The following is a 24,093-nucleotide window of genomic DNA, read 5'->3' as shown; positions in this document are numbered from 1 at the left end:
CACACAACAACCCAACAACGAGGTAACTCATGAAAAACATTGATCCCAAACTTTATCAAAAGACTCCCGTCGTCAATGTCCAAGACAACCGGGGTCTGACAATCCGTAACATCGATTTTCACCGTACCACTGCAAACGGTGATACCGATACCCGTATTACCTGCCATCAATACAATACTCACGGACACCTAAGTCAAAGCATCGATCCACGCCTATATGAGGCCAAGAAAACCAGTAGTACGATCAAACCCAATTTTCTCTGGCAGTATGATCTGACCGGCAATCCCCTACGTACAGAGAGCATTGATGCAGGTCGCACTGTCACCTTGAATGATATTGAAGGCCGTCCGCTGCTGACGGTGACGGCAACAGGTGTCATACAAACCCGGCAATATGAAACTTCTTCCCTGCCCGGCCGTCTGTTATCTGTTACCGAACAAACACCAGAGGAAAAAACATCCCGTACCACCGAGCGCCTGATTTGGGCCGGCAATACCGAAGCAGAGAAAGACCATAACCTTGCCGGCCAGTGCGTGCGCCACTATGACACGGCGGGAGTTACCCGATTGGAGAGTTCGTCACTGACCGGTACTGTTTTATCGCAATCCAGCCAACTCTTGCTCGACACTCAAGCAGCTAACTGGACAGGTGATAACGAAACCGGCTGGCAAAACATGCTGGCTGCTGACATCTACACCATCCTGAGCACCTTCGATGCCACCGGCGCTTTACTGACTCAGACCGATGCGAAAGGCAACATTCAGAGGCTAGCCTATGATGTGGCCGGGCAGCTAAACGGGAGCGGGTTAACACTAAAAGGTCAGACGGAACAAGTAATTATCAAATCCCTGACCTATTCTGCTGCCGGACAAAAATTACGCGAGGAACACGGCAATGGTGTTATCACCGAATACAGTTATGAGCAGGAAACCCAACGGCTTATCGGTATCAAAACCCGCCGTTCGTTAGACACCAATCCGTCAGACACCAAAGTGTTGCAAGACTTACGCTATGAGTATGACCCGGTAGGCAATGTCATCAGTATCCGTAACGATGCGGAAGCCACCCGCTTTTGGCACAACCAAAAAGTGGTGCCGGAAAGTACTTATATCTACGACTCCCTGTATCAGCTTATCAGCGCCACCGGGCGCGAGATGGCGAATATAGGTCAACAAAGTCACCCATTTCCCTCCCCGGCTCTACCTTCTGATAACAACACCTACACCAACTATACCCGTACTTATACTTATGACCGAGGCGGCAATCTGACTAAAATCCAGCACAGTTCACCGGCGACGCAAAACAACTACACCACAAACATCACGGTTTCTCACCAGAGCAATCGCGCAGTACTCAGCACACTGACCGAAGATCCGACACAAGTAGATGCTTTATTTGACGCAGGCGGGCACCAGAACACGTTGATAGCAGGACAAAACCTGAACTGGAATCCACGCGGTGAACTACAACAAGTGACATTGGTGAAACGGGACAAGAGCGCCAATGATGATCGGGAATGGTATCGTTATAGTGGTGACGGGAGAAGGATATTAAAAGTCAACGAACAACGGACCAGCAACAACGCTCAAATACAACGAATAACTTATTTGCCGAGTCTGGAACTCCGTCTAACGCAAGACAATACGACCACAACCGAAGATTTGCAAGTTATCACCGTAGGAGAAGCGGGCCGGGCACAGGTACGCGTATTACATTGGGAGAGCGGTAAACCGGAAGATATCGACAATAATCAGTTGCGTTATAGTTACGATAATCTTATCGGTTCCAGTCAGCTTGAATTAGATAGCAAAGGAGAAATTATTAGTGAAGAAGAGTACTATCCCTATGGTGGCACGGCATTATGGGCGGCAAGGAACAAAACAGAAGCCAGTTATAAAACCATCCGTTATTCAGGCAAAGAGCGGGATGCCACCGGGCTATATTATTACGGTTACCGATATTATCAGCCTTGGGTAGGACGATGGTTAAGCGCCGATCCCGCAGGAACAATCGATGGGCTGAATTTATATCGAATGGTGAGGAATAATCCAATTAAATATCATGATACTGATGGTAGAGCCCCTGAAATTAAAGATGTCGAACACACGGTGATATATGGTTTCAGTCATCACCGCGGATCAGAAATGGGGAAGGCATTCGCGGCTAATAAGAATCCTGTTACCATCGATGAATATAATGCTGGGCTTGGTATCATGGGTGAATTAAGTCTGTCTGATTATTTTAGAATTTCTCAAAATCTTAAAGAAGACAGTCCACCTAAATTGAATGAGGAAAATATAAGAACTAACTCAAGTAAATATCTGGTAGCAATGGGTATAGAGGAAAGTTCAGCTACTGATAAAATCAAACAGGAAGCCTATGAACAACAATATGCTTACACTGCGTCATGGAGTTTTCATATGGTAGAAAATAAAGGAAAATTAGATATTCAAAGTAAAGTAAAAAATCTTCTCCCCTCAAAAAGTCTTTTCAGTGGGTTATCCGGCCAAAAACGATTCCAAAAATTAGATGCATTTATTTTAAAAAATAGTGATGGTAGCGATTTCACTATTCAAAGGCAGAGAGATATATTAACGAAATTTGCTTCCGCAGGAAATACAGGAGAACTTGAAAGCACCTTATCAGCAGCAGACCAATCATGGCTAAAAAATACTATTGCAACGGCATTCTTTAGACAAACAAGTAAATTAGGTATGGATTGGTTTATAAAACAACTAGCATCACCTGATTTCAGATTTGTTATGGCTGGATATAACGGGGAAAAATTGACTATCGAGCAATTAAAATCAGAACAACCCTGGAAAACAGGAAAAAGAAGGAAAGAAGGTCCGAATGAATATGCCGAAGCAATAACTTTCTCTGAAATTCGTCACGCCTATAGAAAAAAATACGACAGTACAATAAACTTTATCCAGAAATAATTAGGGACAAGCCATGAGGAAATATTTATCTCATGGCTTGATGACTTTTAATATAAAATAATTAAAACAATATCTAACCCATTAAAATAACAATACCTTATCTCTCATCCTAAAATATCAAATCAGAAATTAATGAATTTAATGGTTCTTTATATTTATTTCTGAGAGCATAAGCACAATATCTTACCGATGGTTCTGGATATGATTCAAAATTCAGAAATGTTATACCTTTATCAATATGGGCAGAATAGCGCATTTCATTGGGGGTCATTAAACTTATCGCGACCCCTGCTTTTATCAGTTCCAATCTATTAGTAAAATCAGGGATCGTTAATAACGCTAAATTTTGGTATTCAGGTGGATAATTCAATGGCATAAAATTATCGCATTGTTTTAAAAAGGCACTATTATGCTGAACCAAAGGAAAACTATATATTATTTCATCAACATGACTCTCTGGTTCTAAAATATCATTGGATACAGCAAGAGACAACTTTTGATAAGCACCATCTATCCTGATGATATCATCATTATCTGGATAACATTCAGTGGTCACATAAACCGTTATATCCTCTTTCATTAAGGAAGAAAATACTGCATCTTGTCTTATTAAATCATCAATGAGGAAATTGTTGATTATACAAATATCGCGGTAATGATAACGTTGCACCGCTCTTTTTACGACCGTAGATATCTTATTAACATATTCTCCACTGGTGCCAATAACCAGTTTATCTCTGCTTGATGATTTGCAATTTCTACGACAATTCCAGTTATCCTCAACTTTCTGAATTCTTTCATAACATGGCAACAACTCTTGATATAACGCCCTGCCCTCTTCTGTGAGCTTGGTTTTTCCCGGTAGTCGCTCGAATAATTGGCACCCCACACGTTGTTCCAGTTGATATACGAGCCTGCTAAGTGGAGAGGGGGTAATACAAAGTGTATCCGCTGCTAACGTGAATGACTCTTTCTTCGCTGATTCCATAAAATACTTTAGTTGCTTTGAACAAAATATCATCACACACCCTCTTGTTTTTATTCCAGAAATAGAATATTAACCATAGAACATGACAACGATGTTTCTACTTTGCATTCTTTTACATTAGGAGATGCATTAATTGATATTGGATTTCACCACCTAAATTATGAAAATTTATTTAACACTTGCATAATGATTATAAAATAAATATAACTTACCACTATATTAGCATAATTATTTTAATTAAAATTAATATTCTGTTATTGCACATAAATATCTCATTATCATTCATATTTTACATTTCAATTAGTTGCAAAATTATCGGCAATATTCCCATTAAATGAATTTCAATATAACATTAAATAAACTATATAATTTACACTCATCATAACTGAATTTCATTATTCTTTCATTGCTCATCAATCATGATGTAAACAATAACAGCTTATTCCCTCCAGATTTGATCAAAAAACAATTGCAAATTTTGCGGCTGCTTTTTTTGCAACAGCTATTTAAAGAAAACAGTGACATAGTGATGATCCTCATTTCCTATAGAACGGAATCACTCTCTTCTCTTATTGTATCGATTTGTATCGATGGTACAGAAATCACACGGATGTTTTATTTACCTTATGATTTAAAAGGAATAAACATGAACTCATACGTGAAAGAGATACCTGATGTATTACAAAGCCAATGTGGTATTAATTGTCTGACCGATATTTGTCACTATTCTTTTAATGAATTCCGTCAGCAAGTTTCTGATCATCTCTCCTGGTCAGAGACCAACCGCTTATATCGTGATGCACAACAGGAACAAAAAGAGAATCAATTATATGAAGCAAGTATTCTCAAACGCGCTAACCCACAATTGCAAAATGCAGTACACCTCGGAATTACCCTCCCTCATGCTGAATTGCAAGGCTATAATAATGAATTTGGTGGCCGAGCCAGCCAATATGTGGCACCGGGTTCGGTTTCCTCTATGTTCTCCCCCGCGGCTTATTTAACTGAACTCTATCGTGAAGCACGTAATTTACATGCCAGTGACTCCGTTTATCATCTGGATCAACGCCGCCCAGACCTCCAATCAATGACGCTCAATCAGCAAAATATGGATACCGAGCTTTCCACTCTTTCTCTGTCTAATGAAATTTTGTTGGAAGGAGTTAAAGCTAATCAGCCTAATCTGGACAACGATACTAAAGTGATGGCAATGTTATCCACTTTCCGTCCTTCCGGCACAATACCTTATCACGATGCTTATGAAAATGTGCGTAAAGCTATCCAATTACAAGATCCTCAACTTAAGCAATTTCAGCAATCACCGGCGGTTGCTGGATTAATGCATCAAGCTTCATTGTTAGGAATTAATAACTCTATCTCGCCAGAGTTATTTAATATTCTGACCGAAGAAATTACCGAGGCTAATGCAGAGGATGTTTACAAAAAGAATTTTGGCGATATTGATCCTACCTGGCTGGCAATGCCAGAATATCTGAAAAGTTATTATAATCTTAGTGATGAAGAGCTCAGCCAATTTATTCGAAAATATCCAAACAATGAACTAAATACTCAGAAAATACATTTATTAAAAATCAATAAAATTATTTTATTATCACGATCTGTAAACCTGCCATTTGTAAAATTAGATGAAATCATTCCAGAACAGAGTATTAATCCATCGGTATTAGGAAAAATCTTTCTAGTTAAATACTATATGCAGAAATACAACATTGATACTGAAACTGCCTTAATACTATGTAATAATTCCATTTCACAATATTCCTATCGTAATCAACCTAGCCAATTTGATCGCCTATTTAATACCCCACCACTCAACGGGCAATGTTTCGTTACCGAAGACACCAATATTGACTTAAATCTGAACAGTACCGATACCGATAACTGGCACAAAACAGTACTTAAACGTGCTTTTAATGTCGATGATATTTCTCTTTATCGATTGCTCCATATTGCTAATCATGAAAATAAAGATGGTAAAATTGCTAATAATATAAAAAATCTTTCCAATCTCTATATGACTAAACTACTGGCAGATATTCACCAATTAACGATTGATGAACTGTATTTACTCCTGATGACTATCGGTGAAGATAAGAGAGATTTATATACCATTGATGATAAAGAACTGGAGAAACTCATAAACAGACTCGATAGCCTAAGCAATTGGCTGCGTACACAAAAGTGGAGTGTCTATCAGTTATTTTTGATGACCACCACCAACTATGACAAAACGCTAACGCCTGAAATTCAAAACTTACTCAATACGGTCTACAATGGTTTACAAAACTTTGATGAAAATAAAAAAGATCTTTTGACTACCATATCGCCTTATATTGCCGCAACGCTACAATTACCGTCTGAAAATGTCGCACATTCTATTCTTCTCTGGGCTGATAAAATAAAACCAAGCGAAAAGAAAATAACAACAGAAAAATTCTGGGACTGGTTACAAAATAGGGGAATTTTAGAATTATCAAAACCGCCAGAAATGCAGGAACAAATTATTCAGTACTGTCACTGTCTGGCACAATTAACAATGATTTATCGTTCTTCCGGTATTAATGAAAACGCTTTCCGCCTGTTCATAGAACAACCAACCATTTTTGGCATTTCTGATGAACCTGATAAAGCGACACCAGCCCATAATGCACCAACATTAATCATCCTAACCCGCTTTGCTAATTGGGTTAACACACTAGGTGAAAAAGCCTCTCCTATTCTAACCGCTTTTGAAAATAAAATTTTAACCGCAGAACAACTGGCTAATGCCATGAACCTTGATGCTAATTTATTAGAACAAGCCAGTATTCAGGCGCAAAATTATAAGCAGGTTACTAAAGAAAATACATTCTCCAATTGGCAATCCATCGATATTATTCTGCAATGGACCAATGTAGCAAATGATTTTAATATCTCCCCGCAGGGTATTTCATCCCTGATAGCATTGGATTATATACAACCGTCTCAAAAAACACCGACCTATTCCCAATGGGAAAACGCAGCTATGGTATTAACTGCCGGGTTAGATACTCAACAAATGAATACTCTACACGCATTTCTGGACGAATCTCGCAGTACTGCATTAAGCAACTATTATATTAGCAAGATTGCTAACCGGGCAGCAGCAATTAAAAGCCGTGACGATTTATACCAATATTTACTCATTGATAACCAAGTTTCTGCTGCAATAAAAACTACACGCATTGCCGAAGCCATTGCCAGTATTCAATTGTACGTCAACCGGGCGCTGGAAAATATAGAAACCCATGCCATTTCTGATGTTATTACTCGTCAATTTTTTATCGATTGGGATAAATATAATAAACGTTACAGCACTTGGGCTGGCGTTTCACAATTAGCTTACTATCCCGAAAATTATATCGACCCGACAATGCGTATCGGACAAACGAAAATGATGGATACGCTATTGCAATCCGTCAGCCAGAGCCAATTAAATGCCGATACGGTAGAAGATGCATTTAAATCTTACCTGACCTCGTTTGAGCAAGTCGCTAATTTGGAAGTCATTAGTGCTTATCATGACAATGTTAATAATGACCAAGGGCTGACCTACTTTATTGGACACAGCAAAACAGAAATTAATCAATATTACTGGCGCAGTGTCGATCACAGTAAATTCAACGATGGTAAATTCGCTGCTAATGCCTGGAGTGAATGGCACAAAATTGACTGCGCAATTAATCCCTACCAAAGCACCATTCGCCCAGTTATCTATAAATCCCGCTTATATCTGATTTGGTTGGAACAAAAGGAAATAGCTAAACAAGATAAAGATAATAAAGTCATTACTGACTATTACTATGAATTAAAATTGGCTCATATTCGTTATGATGGTACCTGGAATACACCAATAGCCTTTGATGTGAATAGCAAAATATCAGCATTAGAACTGGCAAAATCTCAAGCTCCCGGACTCTATTGCGCAGGTTATCAAGGGGAAGATACACTACTGGTCATGTTTTATAGAAAAAAAGAGAAATTGGACGATTATAAAACTGCTCCAATGCAAGGATTTTATATTTTCTCCGATATGTCCTCCAAAGAGATGACCAATGAGCAATGCAACTCTTATCGAGATAACGGTTATACACATTTCGATACTAATTCTGATACTAATAGCGTCATAAGAATAAATAACCGATATGCAGAGGATTATGAAATCCCTTCATTGATCAATCATAGCAACAGCCATGATTGGGGGGAATATAATCTGAGCCAAGTATATGGCGGTAATATAGTTATCAACTATGAAGTTGCATCAAGTGATTTAAAAATCAAGATTTCACCGAAATTAAGAATAATTCATGAGGGAAAAGAAGGACGAGAACGTATTCAATGTGATCTAATGAAGAAATATGGCAAACTGGGAGATAAATTTATTATTTATACAAATATAAATAAAAACCCAAATCACTCTAAAAATGAAAAACTTATCTATCCTGTTTATCAATACCGCAATAATGACAAAGGATGTTTGCTGTTTTATAGGAGCAACACAACTGGTACTATAAGGGCTTGGTTCCCAACAACTAAAGAAGAAATAACCGCGACTACAAGTAGTAACCAAGATTGTATTATCGATACGATTAATAATATAGATCTATTTAAAGCATATTTCTATATGGAAGATAAAGAAGGCCAGATTGCCACCGATATTAGTGGAGCAACAGATATCAACACGGGAATCTCTTCTGAAAAGGTTCAAATCATAATCAACGCTGGCAAAGAATACTCTCTTACAGCGAATAAAGATGTCTCCGTTCAACCATCACCTAGCTTTGAAGAAATGTGTTACCAATTTAATGCTCTCGAAATAGATGGCTCTAGTCTGAATTTTACTAACAATTCAGCCAGTATTGATGTCACCTTTATCGCACTGGCAGATGATGGACGCAAACTGGGTTATGAAATTTTCAATATCCCTGTTATTCAAAAGGTTAAAACCGATAATGCTCTAACGCTTTTTCATGACAAGAATGGCGCTCAATATATGCAATGGGGAGCCTATCGCGTTCGTCTTAATACCCTATTTGCTCGCCAATTAGTTGAACGCGCCACTACGGGTATTGATACGATTCTAAGTATGGAAACACAGAATATTCAGGAACCGATGATGGGGATAGGGGCTTATATAGAAATCGTTATGGATAAATATAATACTGATATCCACGGCACTAATAAATCATTTAAGATTATGTATGGTGATATTTTTAAAGCAGGTGATCATTTTCCTATTTATCAGGGAACATTAAGCGATATTACACAAACGACAGTAAAATTATTCTTACCTCGTGTTGATAACGCTTATGGGAATAAAAACAATCTCTATGTTTACGCTGCCTATCAAAAAGCAGAAACACATTTCATTCGATTCGTTAAAGAGGATAATAATAAACCCGCTACATTCGACACTACCTATAATAATGGGACCTTCCCAGGGCTTGCATCAGCCAGAGTAATACAAACTTTCTCGGAACCAATGGATTTCAGCGGCGCTAACAGCCTCTATTTCTGGGAACTGTTCTACTATACCCCGATGCTGGTTGCTCAGCGTTTGCTACACGAACAAAATTTCGATGAAACTAACCGTTGGCTGAAATATGTCTGGAGCCCATCCGGTTATATTGTTCGTGGTCAAATTAAAAACTATCGCTGGAATGTACGCCCGTTCCTAGAAAATACCAGTTGGAACAGTGATCCTCTGGATTCCGTTGATCCCGATGCGGTGGCACAGCACGATCCAATGCACTACAAAGTAGCCACCTTTATGCGCACTCTCGATCTGCTGATGGCTCGTGGCGATCACGCCTATCGCCAACTGGAGCGGGATACGCTGAACGAAGCCAAAATGTGGTATATGCAGGCACTGCACCTGTTGGGCGATAAACCCTATCTGCCGTTGAGTTCTGCATGGAATAATCCACGTCTGGACAATGCCGCAGACACGACCATACAAAAAGCATATTCCTACGCAATAACCACCCTACGACAAGGCACGCAAACACCAGCATTATTATTGCGCTCCGCTAATACCCTGACCGATCTTTTCCTGCCACAAATCAACGACGTTATGTTGAGCTACTGGAACAAACTGGAACTGCGCCTGTATAACTTGCGTCATAATCTCTCTATTGATGGTCAACCGCTCTATCTGCCGATGTATGCCACACCGGCCGATCCGAAAGCGTTACTCAGCGCCGCCGTTGCTACGTCTCAGGGAGGAGGCTCTCTTCCACAACCATTTATGTCCCTGTGGCACTTCCCGCATATGTTAGAAAATGCCCGCAGCATGGTCGCTCAACTCACACAGTTCGGCTCCACGTTGCAAAATATTATTGAACGCCAAGATGCTGAGGCCCTAAATGCTCTGCTGCAAAATCAAGCCAAAGAGCTGATATTAACGACGCTAAGCATTCAGGACAAAACCATTGAAGAAATAGATGCTGAAAAAACCGTACTGGAAAAATCCAAAGCCGGGGCACAATCGCGCTTTGATAACTACAGCAAATTATACGATGAAGATGTCAATGCCGGTGAACGTCAAGCTCTGGATATGCGAATAGCTTCCCAAAGTATTACCAGCGGATTGAAAGGCTTGCACATGGCTGCCGCCGCGCTGGAGATGGTACCCAATATCTACGGCTTTGCGGTCGGGGGAACACGCTTTGGGGCAATTGCCAATGCCATTGCTATTGGTGGCGGGATCGCCGCAGAAGGTTTGTTAATTGAAGCGGAGAAAGTCTCGCAATCTGAAATATGGCGCCGTCGTCGTCAGGAGTGGGAAATCCAGCGTAATAATGCCGAAGCAGAGATGAAACAGATCGATGCTCAACTTCAATCACTAACAGTGCGCCGTGAAGCGGCGGTATTACAAAAAACCAGCCTGAAAACCCAACAGGAACAAACTCAAGCTCAACTGGCTTTCCTGCAACGAAAATTCAGCAATCAAGCGCTGTACAACTGGTTACGTGGTCGGTTAGCTGCCATTTACTTCCAATTTTACGATTTAGTCGTCGCCCGTTGTCTGATGGCAGAACAAGCTTACCGTTGGGAAACCAATGATACCTCTGCACGCTTTATTAAACCGGGAGCCTGGCAAGGAACCTATGCCGGTCTGCTTGCCGGAGAAACCTTAATGTTGAATCTGGCCCAAATGGAAGATGCGCACCTGAAACAAGAACAACGTGCGCTGGAAGTGGAACGCACGGTTTCTCTGGCGCAGGTGTACCAATCCTTAGAGGGAAAAAGCTTTACATTGAAAGATAAAATTGAAGCGTTGCTACAAGAAGATAAAGAGACTTCCGTCGGTAATAACGGTAATCAATTGAAATTAACCAACAATACGCTATCCGCGACGCTAACCCTGCAAGACCTGAAACTCAAAGATGATTACCCGGAAGAGATGCAGTTAGGCAAAACACGCCGCATTAAACAAATTAGTGTCTCCTTACCGTCACTATTGGGACCCTATCAAGATGTTCAAGCGGTTCTGTCTTATGGTGGTGACGCCACCGGCTTAGCTAAAGGTTGTAAAGCCTTGGCGGTCTCCCACGGCCTGAATGACAATGGTCAATTCCAACTCGATTTCAACGATGGCAAATTCCTGCCGTTTGAAGGAATCGATATTAATGACAAGGGGACATTAACGCTAAGTTTCCCCAATGCCACCAGTAAACAAAAAACCATATTACAGATGCTGACCGACATTATTCTGCACATTCGTTACACTATCCTCGAATAACCATCACCTGCCACAGGCCCTAATCAGGGCCTGTTATTAAAAATCATCTTACATGCCACTGTTATTTCAATTACCTGAATAGAAAAATTATCCCTATTATATAGCAGGATTGAATTTAACATTGGTTCACTGTAATGCAGACAAAATAACAATTGCACAAATTATTCAACATAACAAAGGAAGTAAATGACGATGAAAAACATTGACCCTAAACTTTATCACCATACGCCGACCGTCAGTGTTCACGATAACCGTGGACTCGCTATCCGTAATATTAGTTTTCACCGCGCTACCGCAGAAGCAAATACCGATCCGCGTATTACTCGCCATCAATATAATGCCGGCGGATATTTGAACCAAAGCATTGATCCTCGCCTGTATGATGCTAAGCAGACTAACAACGCCGTACAACCGAATTTTATCTGGCAGCATAATTTGACCGGCAATATCCTGCGAACAGAGAGCGTCGATGCTGGCCGAACAATTACCCTCAACGATATTGAAGGTCGCCCGGTATTGACCATCAGCGCAACCGGTGTCCGCCAAAATCACCTTTATGAAGATAACACCCTACCCGGTCGCCTACTCGCAATCACCGAACAAGCACAGACAGAAGAGAAAACAACCGAGCGTCTTATCTGGGCCGGCAATACGCCGCAGGAAAAAGAGTACAACCTTGTTGGTCAGTGTACCCGTCATTACGATACCGCCGGACTCGCTCAACTCAACAGCCTTGCCCTGACCGGCGCCGTTTTATCACAATCTCAACAACCGCTCGTCGATAACCAAGATGCCGACTGGACAGGTGAAGACCAGAGCCTCTGGCAGCAAAAACTGAGTAGTGATGTCTATACCACCCAAAATAAAACCGATGCCACCGGGGTTTTACTTACCCAGACCGATGCTAAAGGCAACATTCAGCGGCAAGCCTATGATGTGGCCGGTCAGCTAAAAGGGAGCTGGCTAACATTAAAAGGTCAGACCGAACAAGTGATTATCAAATCGCTGACCTACTCCGCCGCCGGACAAAAATTACGCGAAGAGCACGGTAACGGCATTATTACCGAATACAGCTATGAACCGGAAACTCAGCGGCTTATCGGCATTACCACTCGCCGTCCATCAGACGCCAAGGTGTTGCAAGACCTACGCTATCAATATGACCCGGTAGGCAATGTGATCAATATCCGTAACGATGCGGAAGCCACCCGCTTTTGGCGCAATCAAAAAGTCATCCCGGAGAATAGCTATACCTACGATTCTCTGTATCAGCTTATCAGTGCCACCGGACGTGAAATGGCCAATATAGGTCAGCCAAATAACCCACTCCCCTCCCCTGCGCTACCTGCTGATAACAACACCTACACTAACTACACCCGCACCTATAGTTATGACCGTGGCGGCAATTTGATGAAAATTCAGCATAGTTCACCTGCCACGCAAAATAACTACACGACGAATATAACGGTTTCTAATTACAGCAACCGTGCCGTATTAAGTACACTGACCGAAGATCCAACCCAAGTTGATGCCTTATTTGATTCGGGAGGCCATCAAACCAACTTATTATCCGGTCAAGTTCTAATATGGACACCGCGAGGCGAATTGAAACAAGTCAACAGTAGCGCAGGAAATGAGTGGTATCACTACGATAGCAACGGCACACGACAGCTAAAAGTGAATGAACAACAAACTCAGAATATCGCGCAACAGCAAAGAGTCACTTATCTGCCGGGGCTAGAACTACGCACAACCCAACATGGCAGTACTACCACGGAATATTTGCAAGTTATCACACTCGGTAAAGCTGGTCGTGCGCAAGTCCGGGTATTACATTGGGAGAGCGGAAAACCCGAAGATATCAACAACAATCAACTTCGTTACAGCTACGATAATCTTATCGGTTCCAGCCAACTTGAATTAGATAGCGAAGGACAAATTATCAGTGAGGAAGAATATTATCCATTTGGCGGTACAGCTCTGTGGGCAGCAAGGAATCAAACCGAAGCCAGCTATAAAACCATTCGTTATTCAGGTAAAGAGCGGGATGCTACCGGGCTGTATTATTACGGCTACCGTTATTACCAACCGTGGGTGGGCAGATGGTTAAGTGCGGACCCGGCCGGAACCATTGATGGGCTGAATTTATATCGCATGGTGAGAAATAATCCGGTGACACAATTTGATGTTCAGGGATTATCTCCGGCTAACAGAACAGAAGAAGCGATAATAAAACAGGGTTCCTTTACAGGAATGGAAGAAGCCGTTTATAAAAAAATGGCGAAACCTCAAACTTTCAAACGCCAAAGAGCTATCGCTACCCAAACAGAGCAAGAAGCCCATCAATTATTGACCAACAATCCCGGTGTAGATACTAGCCCAATTAAAGATTACACCACGGATAGCTCGCAAATTAATACTGCAATAAGAGAAAACCGTATTACATCGATAGTGAAAGATTTAGATTCCTCATTATCTGCCCTGCAAGATAGACAAATACGGGTAACTTATCGAGTGATGACCTATATAGATAATTCCAAGCCCTCCCCCTGGCACTCTCCACAGGAAGGAAATAGCATCAACGTTGGTGATATCGTTTCAGATAATGCTTATTTATCAACATCGGCCCATCGTGGTTTTCTGAATTTTGTGCATAAAAAAGAAACCAGTGAAACTCGATATGTCAAAATGGCATTTTTAACCAATACAGGTGTCAATGTGGCAGCAAAATCTAAGTATAATAACGAAAATGCGGAGAAAATATTTAAGATGGATTTAGATGATTCGTGGAAAAGCTTTGTTGAAAAATTGAAAATAAGAGCCAATGGACCAGAAGCGGGGCAAGCAGAAATACTATTCCCCAGAGAAACACCGTTCGAAGTTGTTTCAATGAGACATCAAGGTAGAGATACCTATGTATTATTACAAGATATTAAACCATCAGCGATTACTCATAGGAATGTACGTGATACTTATACCGGCAGCTTTAGATCATCCAGTACAAATTAAATTGATAAAATAGTAATTAATAAAAGATCCCCTGAACTTTAATTCAGGGGATTTCACAACCAATCATTAAAATTTCAAGAAAGTTTCATTCAATCACGATAATATTTCATTAATCCAGACAAATGGTTTAATTAATGCAATGATAAATATCTCAGATCAATCCTAGACAATTAAATCGGAAATCAATAAATTCAATGGTTCTTTATATTTGTGTCTAAGAGTATAAGCACAATATTTCACTGATGGTGTTGGATACGATTTAAAATTCAAAAAGGTAATACCTTTATGAAGATCAGCAGAACAGATCGCTTCATTAGGTGTCATTAAACTTATCGCGATACCTGATCTCACTAAATCCAACCGATTAGAGAAATCAGGAACAGTTAGCAAAGTTAAATTTTGGTACTCAGGTAGACAATTCAGTGGAATAAAGCCGTCACATTGTTTCAAGAAAGCACTATTATGCTGAGCCAAAGGCAATGTGGATATAATATCATCAGCATGACTTTCCGATCCCAAAATATCATTAGCGATAGCAAGACGCAGCACCTGATAAGTTCCATCTATTCTTATAATATTATCGTTATCAGGATAATGTTCAGTCGTCACATAGACGGTTATATCTTCTTTCATTAAAGAAGAAAATATTGCCTCTTTTCTTGCTGAATCATCAACCAGAAAATTGTTTTTTATGTAAATATCACGATAATGATAACGTTGCACCGCTCTTTTTATCACTGCCGAAATTTTATTAATATATTCTCCACTGGTCCCAATAATAAGTTTGCCGGCGTTCGTTAATCTCTCGCTTCTCCGATAATGCCAGTTATCCTCAACACGCTGCATCCTCTCATAGCACGGCAATAGCTCCTGATATAAGGCCATCCCTTCCTCAGTCAGTTTAGTCCTTCCCGGTAATCTTTCAAATAATTGGCAACCTACACGTTGTTCCAGTTGATATATGATCCTACTTAAGGGAGAGGGAGTAATACAAAGCGTATCCGCTGCTAAAGTGAATGACTCTCTTTTCGCTGACTCCATAAAATACTTCAAGTTCTTTGAACAAAATAGCATCATATATCCTTCTTATTTTAACTAATCATTCCATCCTAAATAGAATGGAATATTAACAAGAAAACATTACAACGACTTTTCTTCTTTGCATTATTTAACATCAAAGTATGCATTAACTGAGATTGAGTTTTATCATCTTTATTCTTAGCAGTTATCAAACAATTTTTATTATTGTTGCAAAATAAATATACCCCCACCTTATGTTACAATAATAATTATAAAGAAATTTGACATATTATCATTACGGAAAAATAGGCGTGATTAGCTCTTTAATTAAACATTTCAATTAGTTGAAAAACACTATCATGCTCAACATGTAATGATTGCAATTTTAAGATTAAATAAACTTAATAATTTATATTAGTTATCACTGAACTTCGCTTCCCTCGTACAGTTCATCATGAGAACAACACAGCGCCATTTCCAGCCAACTCTGATTAGAAAATCAGTTGCAAATTTTGCATCTGCTTTTTTTGCAACAGCTATTTAAAGAAAACAGTGAGATAGTGATTCTCTGAGAGATCAAGATATGCCTCTTTACACCTCGCAAACTATTTCTATGCATATCTCAGCTATTTCTCAAAGCCTGTACTTAATCATCTCTTCTTCCGATGGAACGGAATCATTCTCTGATTGATCCATGATGTAAAGGCAACACGGATGTTTCATTTACTTTATGATTTAAAAGGAATAAATATGAATTCGCCTGTAAAAGAGATACCTGATGTATTAAAAAACCAATGTGGTTTTAATTGCCTGACAGATATTAGCCACAGCTCTTTTAACGAATTTCACCAACAAGTATCTGCTCACCTCTCTTGGTCCGAAGCACACGACTTATATCATGATGCCCAACAGGCCCAAAAGGATAATCGGCTATATGAAGCCCGTATTCTTAAGCGCGCGAATCCTCAATTACAAAATGCCGTACATCTTGCCATCATCGCCCCTAATGTCGAACTGATAGGCTATAACAGCCAATTTAGCGGTAGAGCCAGTCAATATGTCGCACCGGGTACCGTTTCCTCCATGTTCTCCCCCGCCGCTTATTTGACTGAGCTTTATCGTGAGGCTCGCAATTTACACGCCAGCAACTCCGTTTATTATCTGGATACCCGCCGCCCAGATCTCAAATCAATGGCGCTCAGCCAACAAAATATGGATACCGAACTTTCCACGCTCTCGTTATCCAATGAGCTATTGTTGGAAAGTATTAAAACTGAGTCTAAGCTGGATAACTATACTAAAGTGATGGAAATGCTCTCCACTTTCCGTCCTTCCGGCGCGACGCCTTATCACGATGCTTATGAAAATGTGCGTGAAGTTATCCAGCTACAAGATCCTGGGCTTGAGCAATTAAATGCATCACCGGCAATTGCCGGGCTAATGCATCAAGCCTCCCTATTGGGTATTAACGCCTCAATCTCACCTGAGTTGTTTAATATCCTGACGGAGGAGATTACCGAAGGTAATGCTGAGGAACTTTATGAGAAAAATTTTGGTAATATCGAACCGGCCTCACTGGCTATGCCGGAATATCTTAAACGTTATTACAATTTAAGTGATGAAGAACTTAGCCAGTTTATTGGTAAAGCCAGCAATTTTGGTCAACAGGAATATAGTCATAACCAGCTTATTACTCCAGTAGTTAACAGCAGTGATGGCACGGTTAAGGTATATCGGATTACCCGCGAATATACAACAAATGCCTATCAAGTGGACGTGGAACTGTTTCCCTTCGGTGGTGAAAATTATCGGTTAGATTATAAATTCAAAGATTTTTGGAATGCCACTTATTTATCCATCAAGTTAAATGACAAAAGAGAGCTTATTCGAACTGAAGGCGCTCCTCAGGTCAACATAGAATACTCTGCAAATATCACATTAAGTACCACTGATATCAGTCAACCTTTTGAAATTGGCCTGACACGAGTACTTCCTAATACTAATTACGCCTATGCCGCCGCAAAATTTACCGTTGAGGAATATAACCAATACTCTTTCCTGCTAAAACTCAATAAGGCGATTCGTCTATCCCGAGCAACAGAATTGTCACCCACGATTCTGGAAGGTATTGTGCGCAGTGTTAATCAGCAACTGGATATCAACACAGAAGTATTAGGTAAAGTTTTTCTGACTAAATATTATATGCAGCGTTATGCTATTGATGCTGAAACTGCCCTAATACTCTGCCATGCGCTTATTTCACAACGTTCATATAATAATCAAACTAGCCAGTTTGATCGCCTGTTTAATACGCCATTACTGAACGGCCAATATTTTTCTACCGGAGATGAAGAGATCGATTTAAATCCAGGTAGTAACGGTGATTTTCGCAAAACCATACTTAAGAGAGCATTTAATATCGATGATGTCTCTCTCTACCGCCTGCTCAAAATTACTGACCATAATAATAAAGACGGAAAGATTAAAAATAACCTAAAGGATCTTTCCAATTTATATATTGGAAAATTACTGGCAGAAATCCATCAATTAACCATTGATGAGCTGGATTTATTATTGGTTGCTGTGGGTGAAGGAGAAACTAATTTATCCGCTATCAGTGATAAGCAATTAACTACTCTGATCAGAAAACTCAATACCATTACCGGCTGGTTACATATACAGAAGTGGAGCGTGTTCCAGTTGTTTATTATGACCTCCACCAGCTATAACAAAACGCTAACGCCTGAAATTAAGAATCTGCTAGATACCGTTTACCACGGTTTACAAGGTTTTGACAAAGACAAAGCAGATTTACTACATGTTATGGCACCCTATATAGCGGCTACCTTGCAATTATCATCGGAAAATGTCGCTCATTCAGTGCTGCTTTGGGCAGACAAGTTAAAGCCCGGCGACGGCGCAATGACAGCAGAAAAATTCTGGGACTGGTTGAATACTCAGTATACGCCGGGTTTATCGGAAGCAGTAGAAATGCGGGAGCATATCGTTCAGTATTGTCAAGCTCTGGCACAATTGGAAATGGTTTACCATTCCACCGGTATTAACGAAAACGCCTTCCGCCTGTTTGTAACAAAACCAGAGATGTTTGGCACTTCTATTGGGGCAGCCCCTACGCATGATGCGCTTTCATTGATCATGCTGACGCGTTTTGCGGATTGGGTTAACGCGCTAGGCGAAAAAGCCTCCTCCGTATTAGCGGCATTAGAAGCTAATACTTTAACGGCAGAACAACTGGCTGACGCTATGAATCTTGATGCTAATTTGCTGTTGCAAGCCAGTACTCAAGCACAAAATCATCAACATCTTCCTCCAGTAACACAAGAAAATGCTTTCTCCTGTTGGACATCGATCAATACCATCCTGCAATGGGTTAATGTTGCACAACAATTGAATGTCGCCCCACAGGGCGTTTCTGCTTTAGTCGGACTGGATTATATTCAATCTAAGCAAAAAACCCCAACCTATACCCAGTGGGAAAACGCGGCGGGAATATTAACCGCCGGATTGAATTCACAACAAGCGGATACATTACACGCTTTTCTGGATGAATCCCGCAGTGCCGCATTAAGCACCTACTATATCCGTCAAGTCGCCAAACCAGCGGCGGCCATTAAAAGCCGTGATGACCTGTATCAATACTTGCTGATTGATAATCAGGTTTCCGCTGCAATCAAAACCACCCGAATCGCCGAAGCTATTGCCAGCATTCAACTGTACGTCAATCGGGCGCTGGAAAATGTGGAAGAAAATGCCGATTCGGGGGTTATCAGCCGCCAATTCTTTATCGACTGGGACAAATATAATAAACGCTACAGCACTTGGGCTGGTGTTTCTCAATTAGTTTACTACCCGGAAAACTATATTGATCCGACCATACGCATCGGACAAACCAAAATGATGGACGCATTACTGCAATCCGTCAGCCAAAGCCAATTAAATACCGATACGGTCGAAGACGCCTTTATGTCTTATCTGACGTCGTTTGAACAGGTAGCTAATCTTAAAGTTATTAGTGCATATCACGATAATATTAATAACGATCAAGGGCTGACCTATTTTATCGGACTTAATGAAACTGATGCCGGTGAATACTATTGGCGTAGTGTCGATCACAGTAAATTCAGCGACGGTAAATTCGCGGCTAACGCTTGGAGTGAGTGGCACAAAATTGATTGCCCAATTAATCCTTACCGAAGCACTATCCGCCCTGTGATGTACAAATCCCGCTTGTATCTGCTCTGGTTGGAACAAAAGGAGATCACCAAACAGACAGGAAATAGTAAAGATGGCTATCAAACCGAGACGGATTATCGTTATGAACTGAAACTGGCGCATATCCGTTATGACGGCACTTGGAATACGCCAATCACCTTTGATGTCAATGAAAAAATATCCGAGCTAAAACTGGTAAAAAATAAAGCGCCCGGGCTCTATTGTGCCGGTTATCAGGGTGAAGATACGTTGCTGGTGATGTTTTATAACCAACAAGATACACTAGATAGTTATAAAACTGCTGCAATGCAAGGGCTATATATCTTTGCCGACATGGCATCCAAAGATATGACCTTAGGACAGAGCAATGTTTATCGGGATAACAGTTATAAACAATTTGATACTAATAGTGTCAGAAGAGTGAATAACCGCTACGCAGAGAATTATGAAATCCCTTCATCGGTAAATAGCAATAACAGTTATGGCAGGGGAGAATATAACCTCAGTATGGTGCATGGCGGAGATATCCCAATTATCCGTTACCAAGCCTCATCAAGTGATTTAAAAATCCATATCTCACCTAAGTTAAGAATTACCTATGAAGGAGCTGATGAGCGAACTCGTAATCAGTGCAACCTGATAAAAAAATATGGCAAATTGGGTGATAAATTTATTATCTATACCAATCTGAGTGTCAATACACAATGGACATCAAATAAAAAGTTAATATACCCGGTTTATCAATATAGAGGAAACACCACTAATAATAGTCAGGGTAGATTACTGTTTTATCGGGATAACCAAATTGGTAAAGTAAGTGTCTTTCTTCCTAATTGGGGACAAAGCCTATATTCAGAAGTTACCAATAGCAATAATGGCTATATTATAGACACTTCTAATCAAGAACCTTTATTTAAACAATATCTCTATATGGAGGACAAAAATAATGGATTCCGTATTATTGCTACTGATGTCTATAACGCAGTAGAGATCAACACTGCAATTTCCCCGGCAAAAATTCAGGTAACAGTAAAAGCCGGTAGCAAAGAGAAAACTTTTACCGCGGATAAAGATGTTTCCGTTCAGCCATCACCTAGTTTTGATGAAATGTATTATCAATTTAATACCCTCGAAATAGAGGGTACTGGTTTGAATTTTAATAATAACTTAGCCAGTATTGATGTCACCTTTACTGCATTGGCGGAGGATGGGCGTAAACTGGGTTATGAAAGTTTCAGTATTCCTGTTACTCGCAAGGTGAGTACCGATAATGCTCTGACCCTGCACCATAATGAAAATGGTGCGCAATATATGCAATGGCAAGCCTATCGTACTCGCCTGAATACCCTATTTGCCCGCCAGTTGGTTGCACGAGCCACCACCGGAATCGATACAATTCTGAGTATGGAAACTCAGAATATCCAAGAGCCTGTTTTATGGAGTGATAATTTTACTGCAACATTACCAATATACAACTCAAGTCTTCATGGCAACAGCAAAAATATCAAAATTATGTTAGGAAACAGTGAAAAACAACCTGATCAAGCAAATGTCATTTATCAGGGTGAGCTAACAGATAAAAATCAATTAATTAATCTCTCTGAAACTTATATATCCATAAAAGAGCGGAGTAACAATACAAAACCAGTGGATAATAAAGGGAACGATAGCTGGATTTATTTATTTGTAAAATATTCTACTAATCCAATAAAAATTGGCGAGTTTTGGTTTAAAAATGGTACGAATTTTCAAGGTTATTATCCCAAAGGTAATGAAAAAAACCGTGATCCTATTTTCATAGAAAATCAAAAAACTGAACCAATGGATTTCAGCGGCGCTAACAGTCTTTATTTCTGGGAACTGTTCTACTATACCCCGATGCTGGTTGCTCAACGTTTGTTGCATGAACAAAACTTTGATGAAGCCAACCGCTGGCTGAAATATGTCTGGAGTCCATCCGGTTATATTGTTCACGGCCAGATTCAGAACTACCAGTGGAATGTTCGCCCGTTACTGGAAGACACCAGTTGGAACAGTGATCCTTTAGATTCCGTCGATCCTGACGCGGTAGCACAACACGATCCAATGCACTACAAAGTCTCAACCTTTATGCGTACTCTCGATCTGTTGATAGCACGCGGCGATCAGGCTTACCGCCAACTGGAGCGGGATACGCTTAACGAAGCGAAGATGTGGTATATGCAAGCGCTGCATCTATTGGGCGACAAACCTTACCTACCGCTGAGTACGACATGGAATAATCCTCGACTAGACAGAGCCGCAGATATTACTACTCAAAATGCTCACGCCAGCTCAATAGTTGCTCTGCGGCAGAGTACACCAGCACCTTTAGCATTGCGCAGCGCCAATACCCTGACCGATCTCTTCCTGCCACAAATTAATGAAGTGATGATGAACTACTGGCAGACATTAGCTCAGAGAGTATACAACCTGCGTCATAACCTCTCTATCGACGGTCAACCGCTATATCTGCCAATCTATGCCACACCGGCAGATCCAAAAGCGTTACTCAGCGCCGCCGTTGCCACTTCTCAAAGTGGAGGCAAACTACCAGAGTCATTTATGTCCCTGTGGCGCTTCCCGCACATGCTGGAAAATGCACGCGGCATGGTTAGCCAACTCATCCAGTTCGGCTCCACGTTACAAAATATTATCGAGCGTCAGGACGCGGAAGCACTCAATGCGTTATTACAAAATCAGGCCGCGGAGCTGATATTGACTAACCTGAGCATTCAGGACAAAACCATTGAAGAATTGGATGTCGAGAAAACCGTGCTGGAAAAATCCAAAGCGGGAGCCCAATCGCGCTTTGATAGCTATAGCAAGTTGTATGATGAAAACATCAACGCCGGTGAAAACCAAGCTATGATGCTACGAGCGTCCGCAGCCGGGCTCACCACGGCAGTTCAAGCATCCCGTCTGGCTGGCGCAGCGGCTGATTTGGTGCCTAACATCTTCGGCTTCGCCGGCGGTGGTAGTCGCTGGGGAGCTATCGCTGAGGCAACAGGTTATGTGATGGAATTCTCCGCTAATGTTATGAATACCGAAGCGGATAAAATTAGCCAATCCGAAACCTACCGTCGTCGCCGTCAGGAGTGGGAGATCCAACGTAATAATGCCGAAGCAGAACTGAAACAACTCGATTCCCAACTTAAATCACTGGTAGTACGCCGTGAAGCCGCCGTATTGCAAAAAACCAGCCTGAAAACCCAGCAAGAACAGACCCAATCTCAGCTGGCCTTCCTGCAACGTAAGTTCAGCAATCAAGCGTTGTACAACTGGCTACGTGGCCGATTGGCGGCGATTTACTTCCAATTCTACGATTTGGCTGTCGCGCGTTGTTTAATGGCAGAACAGGCTTACCGTTGGGAAATCAATGATGCCTCTGCAAGTTTCATTAAACCGGGTGCCTGGCAAGGAACCTATGCCGGTCTGCTTGCAGGTGAAACCTTGATGCTAAGTCTGACACAAATGGAAGATGCCCATCTGAAACGCGATAAACGTGCACTAGAAGTGGAACGCACGGTGTCGCTAGCCGAAGTTTATGCTGGATTGCCACAAGATAAAGGTCCATTCTCCCTGGCTCAGGAAATTGAGAAGCTGGTGAGTAAAGGCTCAGGCAGTGCCGGCAGTGACAATAATAATTTGGCATTTGGTGCCGGTACGGACACTAAAACCTCTTTGCAGGCATCCATTTCATTAGCTGATTTGAAAATTCGTGAGGATTACCCGACATCTCTTGGCAAAATTCGACGTATCAAACAGATCAGTGTCACCCTGCCCGCGCTACTGGGGCCATATCAGGATGTGCAGGCAATATTGTCTTACGGTGATAAAACCGGATTAGCTAACGGCTGCGAAGCGCTAGCAGTTTCTCACGGTATGAATGACAGCGGCCAATTCCAGCTCGATTTCAACGATGGCAAATTCCTGCCATTCGAAGGCATCGCCATTGATCAAGGCACGCTGACACTGAGTTTCCCAAATGCATCCATGCCGAAGAAAGGTAAACAAGCCACTATGCTAAAAACCCTGAACGATATCATTTTGCATATTCGCTACACCATTAAATAACCGTCCAAACGTACTAAAACAGG

General features: G+C 41.1%; 6 protein-coding genes. 4 read left to right on the top strand and 2 right to left on the bottom strand.

What is annotated here, in order from left to right; genetic code table 11:
• The first annotated feature begins 29 nt into the window (after positions 1 to 29).
• Positions 30 to 2,942, top strand: coding sequence for an RHS repeat protein (locus tag PluTT01m_RS04995; protein ID WP_011145330.1), 2,913 nt, complete (start codon positions 30 to 32; stop codon positions 2,940 to 2,942).
• A 109-nt stretch (positions 2,943 to 3,051) separates the two neighbouring features.
• On the opposite strand, the gene PluTT01m_RS04990 is transcribed toward PluTT01m_RS04995, so the two are convergent.
• The gene (locus tag PluTT01m_RS04990; protein WP_011145329.1) at positions 3,052 to 3,963 is read right to left on the bottom strand and encodes a LysR family transcriptional regulator; all 912 of its coding nucleotides are present in this window, start codon (positions 3,961 to 3,963) and stop codon (positions 3,052 to 3,054) included.
• Between the two features lie 613 nt (positions 3,964 to 4,576).
• Between PluTT01m_RS04990 and PluTT01m_RS04985 the strand changes: the two genes are divergently transcribed.
• A complete protein-coding gene (locus tag PluTT01m_RS04985; protein ID WP_011145328.1) occupies positions 4,577 to 11,713 on the top strand; it encodes a Tc toxin subunit A-related protein in 7,137 nt (2,378 codons plus the stop codon).
• A gap of 192 nt (positions 11,714 to 11,905) precedes the next feature.
• A complete protein-coding gene (locus tag PluTT01m_RS04980) occupies positions 11,906 to 14,722 on the top strand; it encodes an RHS repeat domain-containing protein (protein WP_011145327.1) in 2,817 nt (938 codons plus the stop codon).
• Between the two features lie 162 nt (positions 14,723 to 14,884).
• On the opposite strand, the gene PluTT01m_RS04975 is transcribed toward PluTT01m_RS04980, so the two are convergent.
• Positions 14,885 to 15,796 carry a LysR family transcriptional regulator gene (locus tag PluTT01m_RS04975; protein WP_071824086.1) on the bottom strand — a complete coding sequence of 304 codons (912 nt, stop codon included), beginning with the start codon at positions 15,794 to 15,796 and terminating at the stop codon, positions 14,885 to 14,887.
• Positions 15,797 to 16,492: 696 nt separating this feature from the next.
• Between PluTT01m_RS04975 and PluTT01m_RS04965 the strand changes: the two genes are divergently transcribed.
• On the top strand, positions 16,493 to 24,070 hold the full coding sequence (locus PluTT01m_RS04965) for a Tc toxin subunit A-related protein (protein WP_011145325.1): 7,578 nt from the start codon (positions 16,493 to 16,495) through the stop codon (positions 24,068 to 24,070).
• The last annotated feature ends 23 nt before the right edge of the window (positions 24,071 to 24,093 follow it).

It is taken from the genome of Photorhabdus laumondii subsp. laumondii (assembly GCF_003343245.1).
GTDB lineage: Bacteria > Pseudomonadota > Gammaproteobacteria > Enterobacterales > Enterobacteriaceae > Photorhabdus > Photorhabdus laumondii.
The sequence above is the reverse complement of the archived record's forward strand: the minus strand, read 5'-3'. Positions and strand labels throughout refer to the sequence as shown.

Bases quoted from the DNA above. Each gene is read 5' to 3' on its own strand.
- PluTT01m_RS04965 (WP_011145325.1), top strand. From the start codon at position 16,493: ATGAATTCGCCTGTAAAAGAGATACCTGATGTATTAAAAAACCAATGT.
- PluTT01m_RS04975 (WP_071824086.1), bottom strand. From the start codon at position 15,796: ATGCTATTTTGTTCAAAGAACTTGAAGTATTTTATGGAGTCAGCGAAA.
- PluTT01m_RS04995 (WP_011145330.1), top strand. From the start codon at position 30: ATGAAAAACATTGATCCCAAACTTTATCAAAAGACTCCCGTCGTCAAT.
- PluTT01m_RS04990 (WP_011145329.1), bottom strand. From the start codon at position 3,963: ATGATATTTTGTTCAAAGCAACTAAAGTATTTTATGGAATCAGCGAAG.
- PluTT01m_RS04985 (WP_011145328.1), top strand. From the start codon at position 4,577: ATGAACTCATACGTGAAAGAGATACCTGATGTATTACAAAGCCAATGT.
- PluTT01m_RS04980 (WP_011145327.1), top strand. From the start codon at position 11,906: ATGAAAAACATTGACCCTAAACTTTATCACCATACGCCGACCGTCAGT.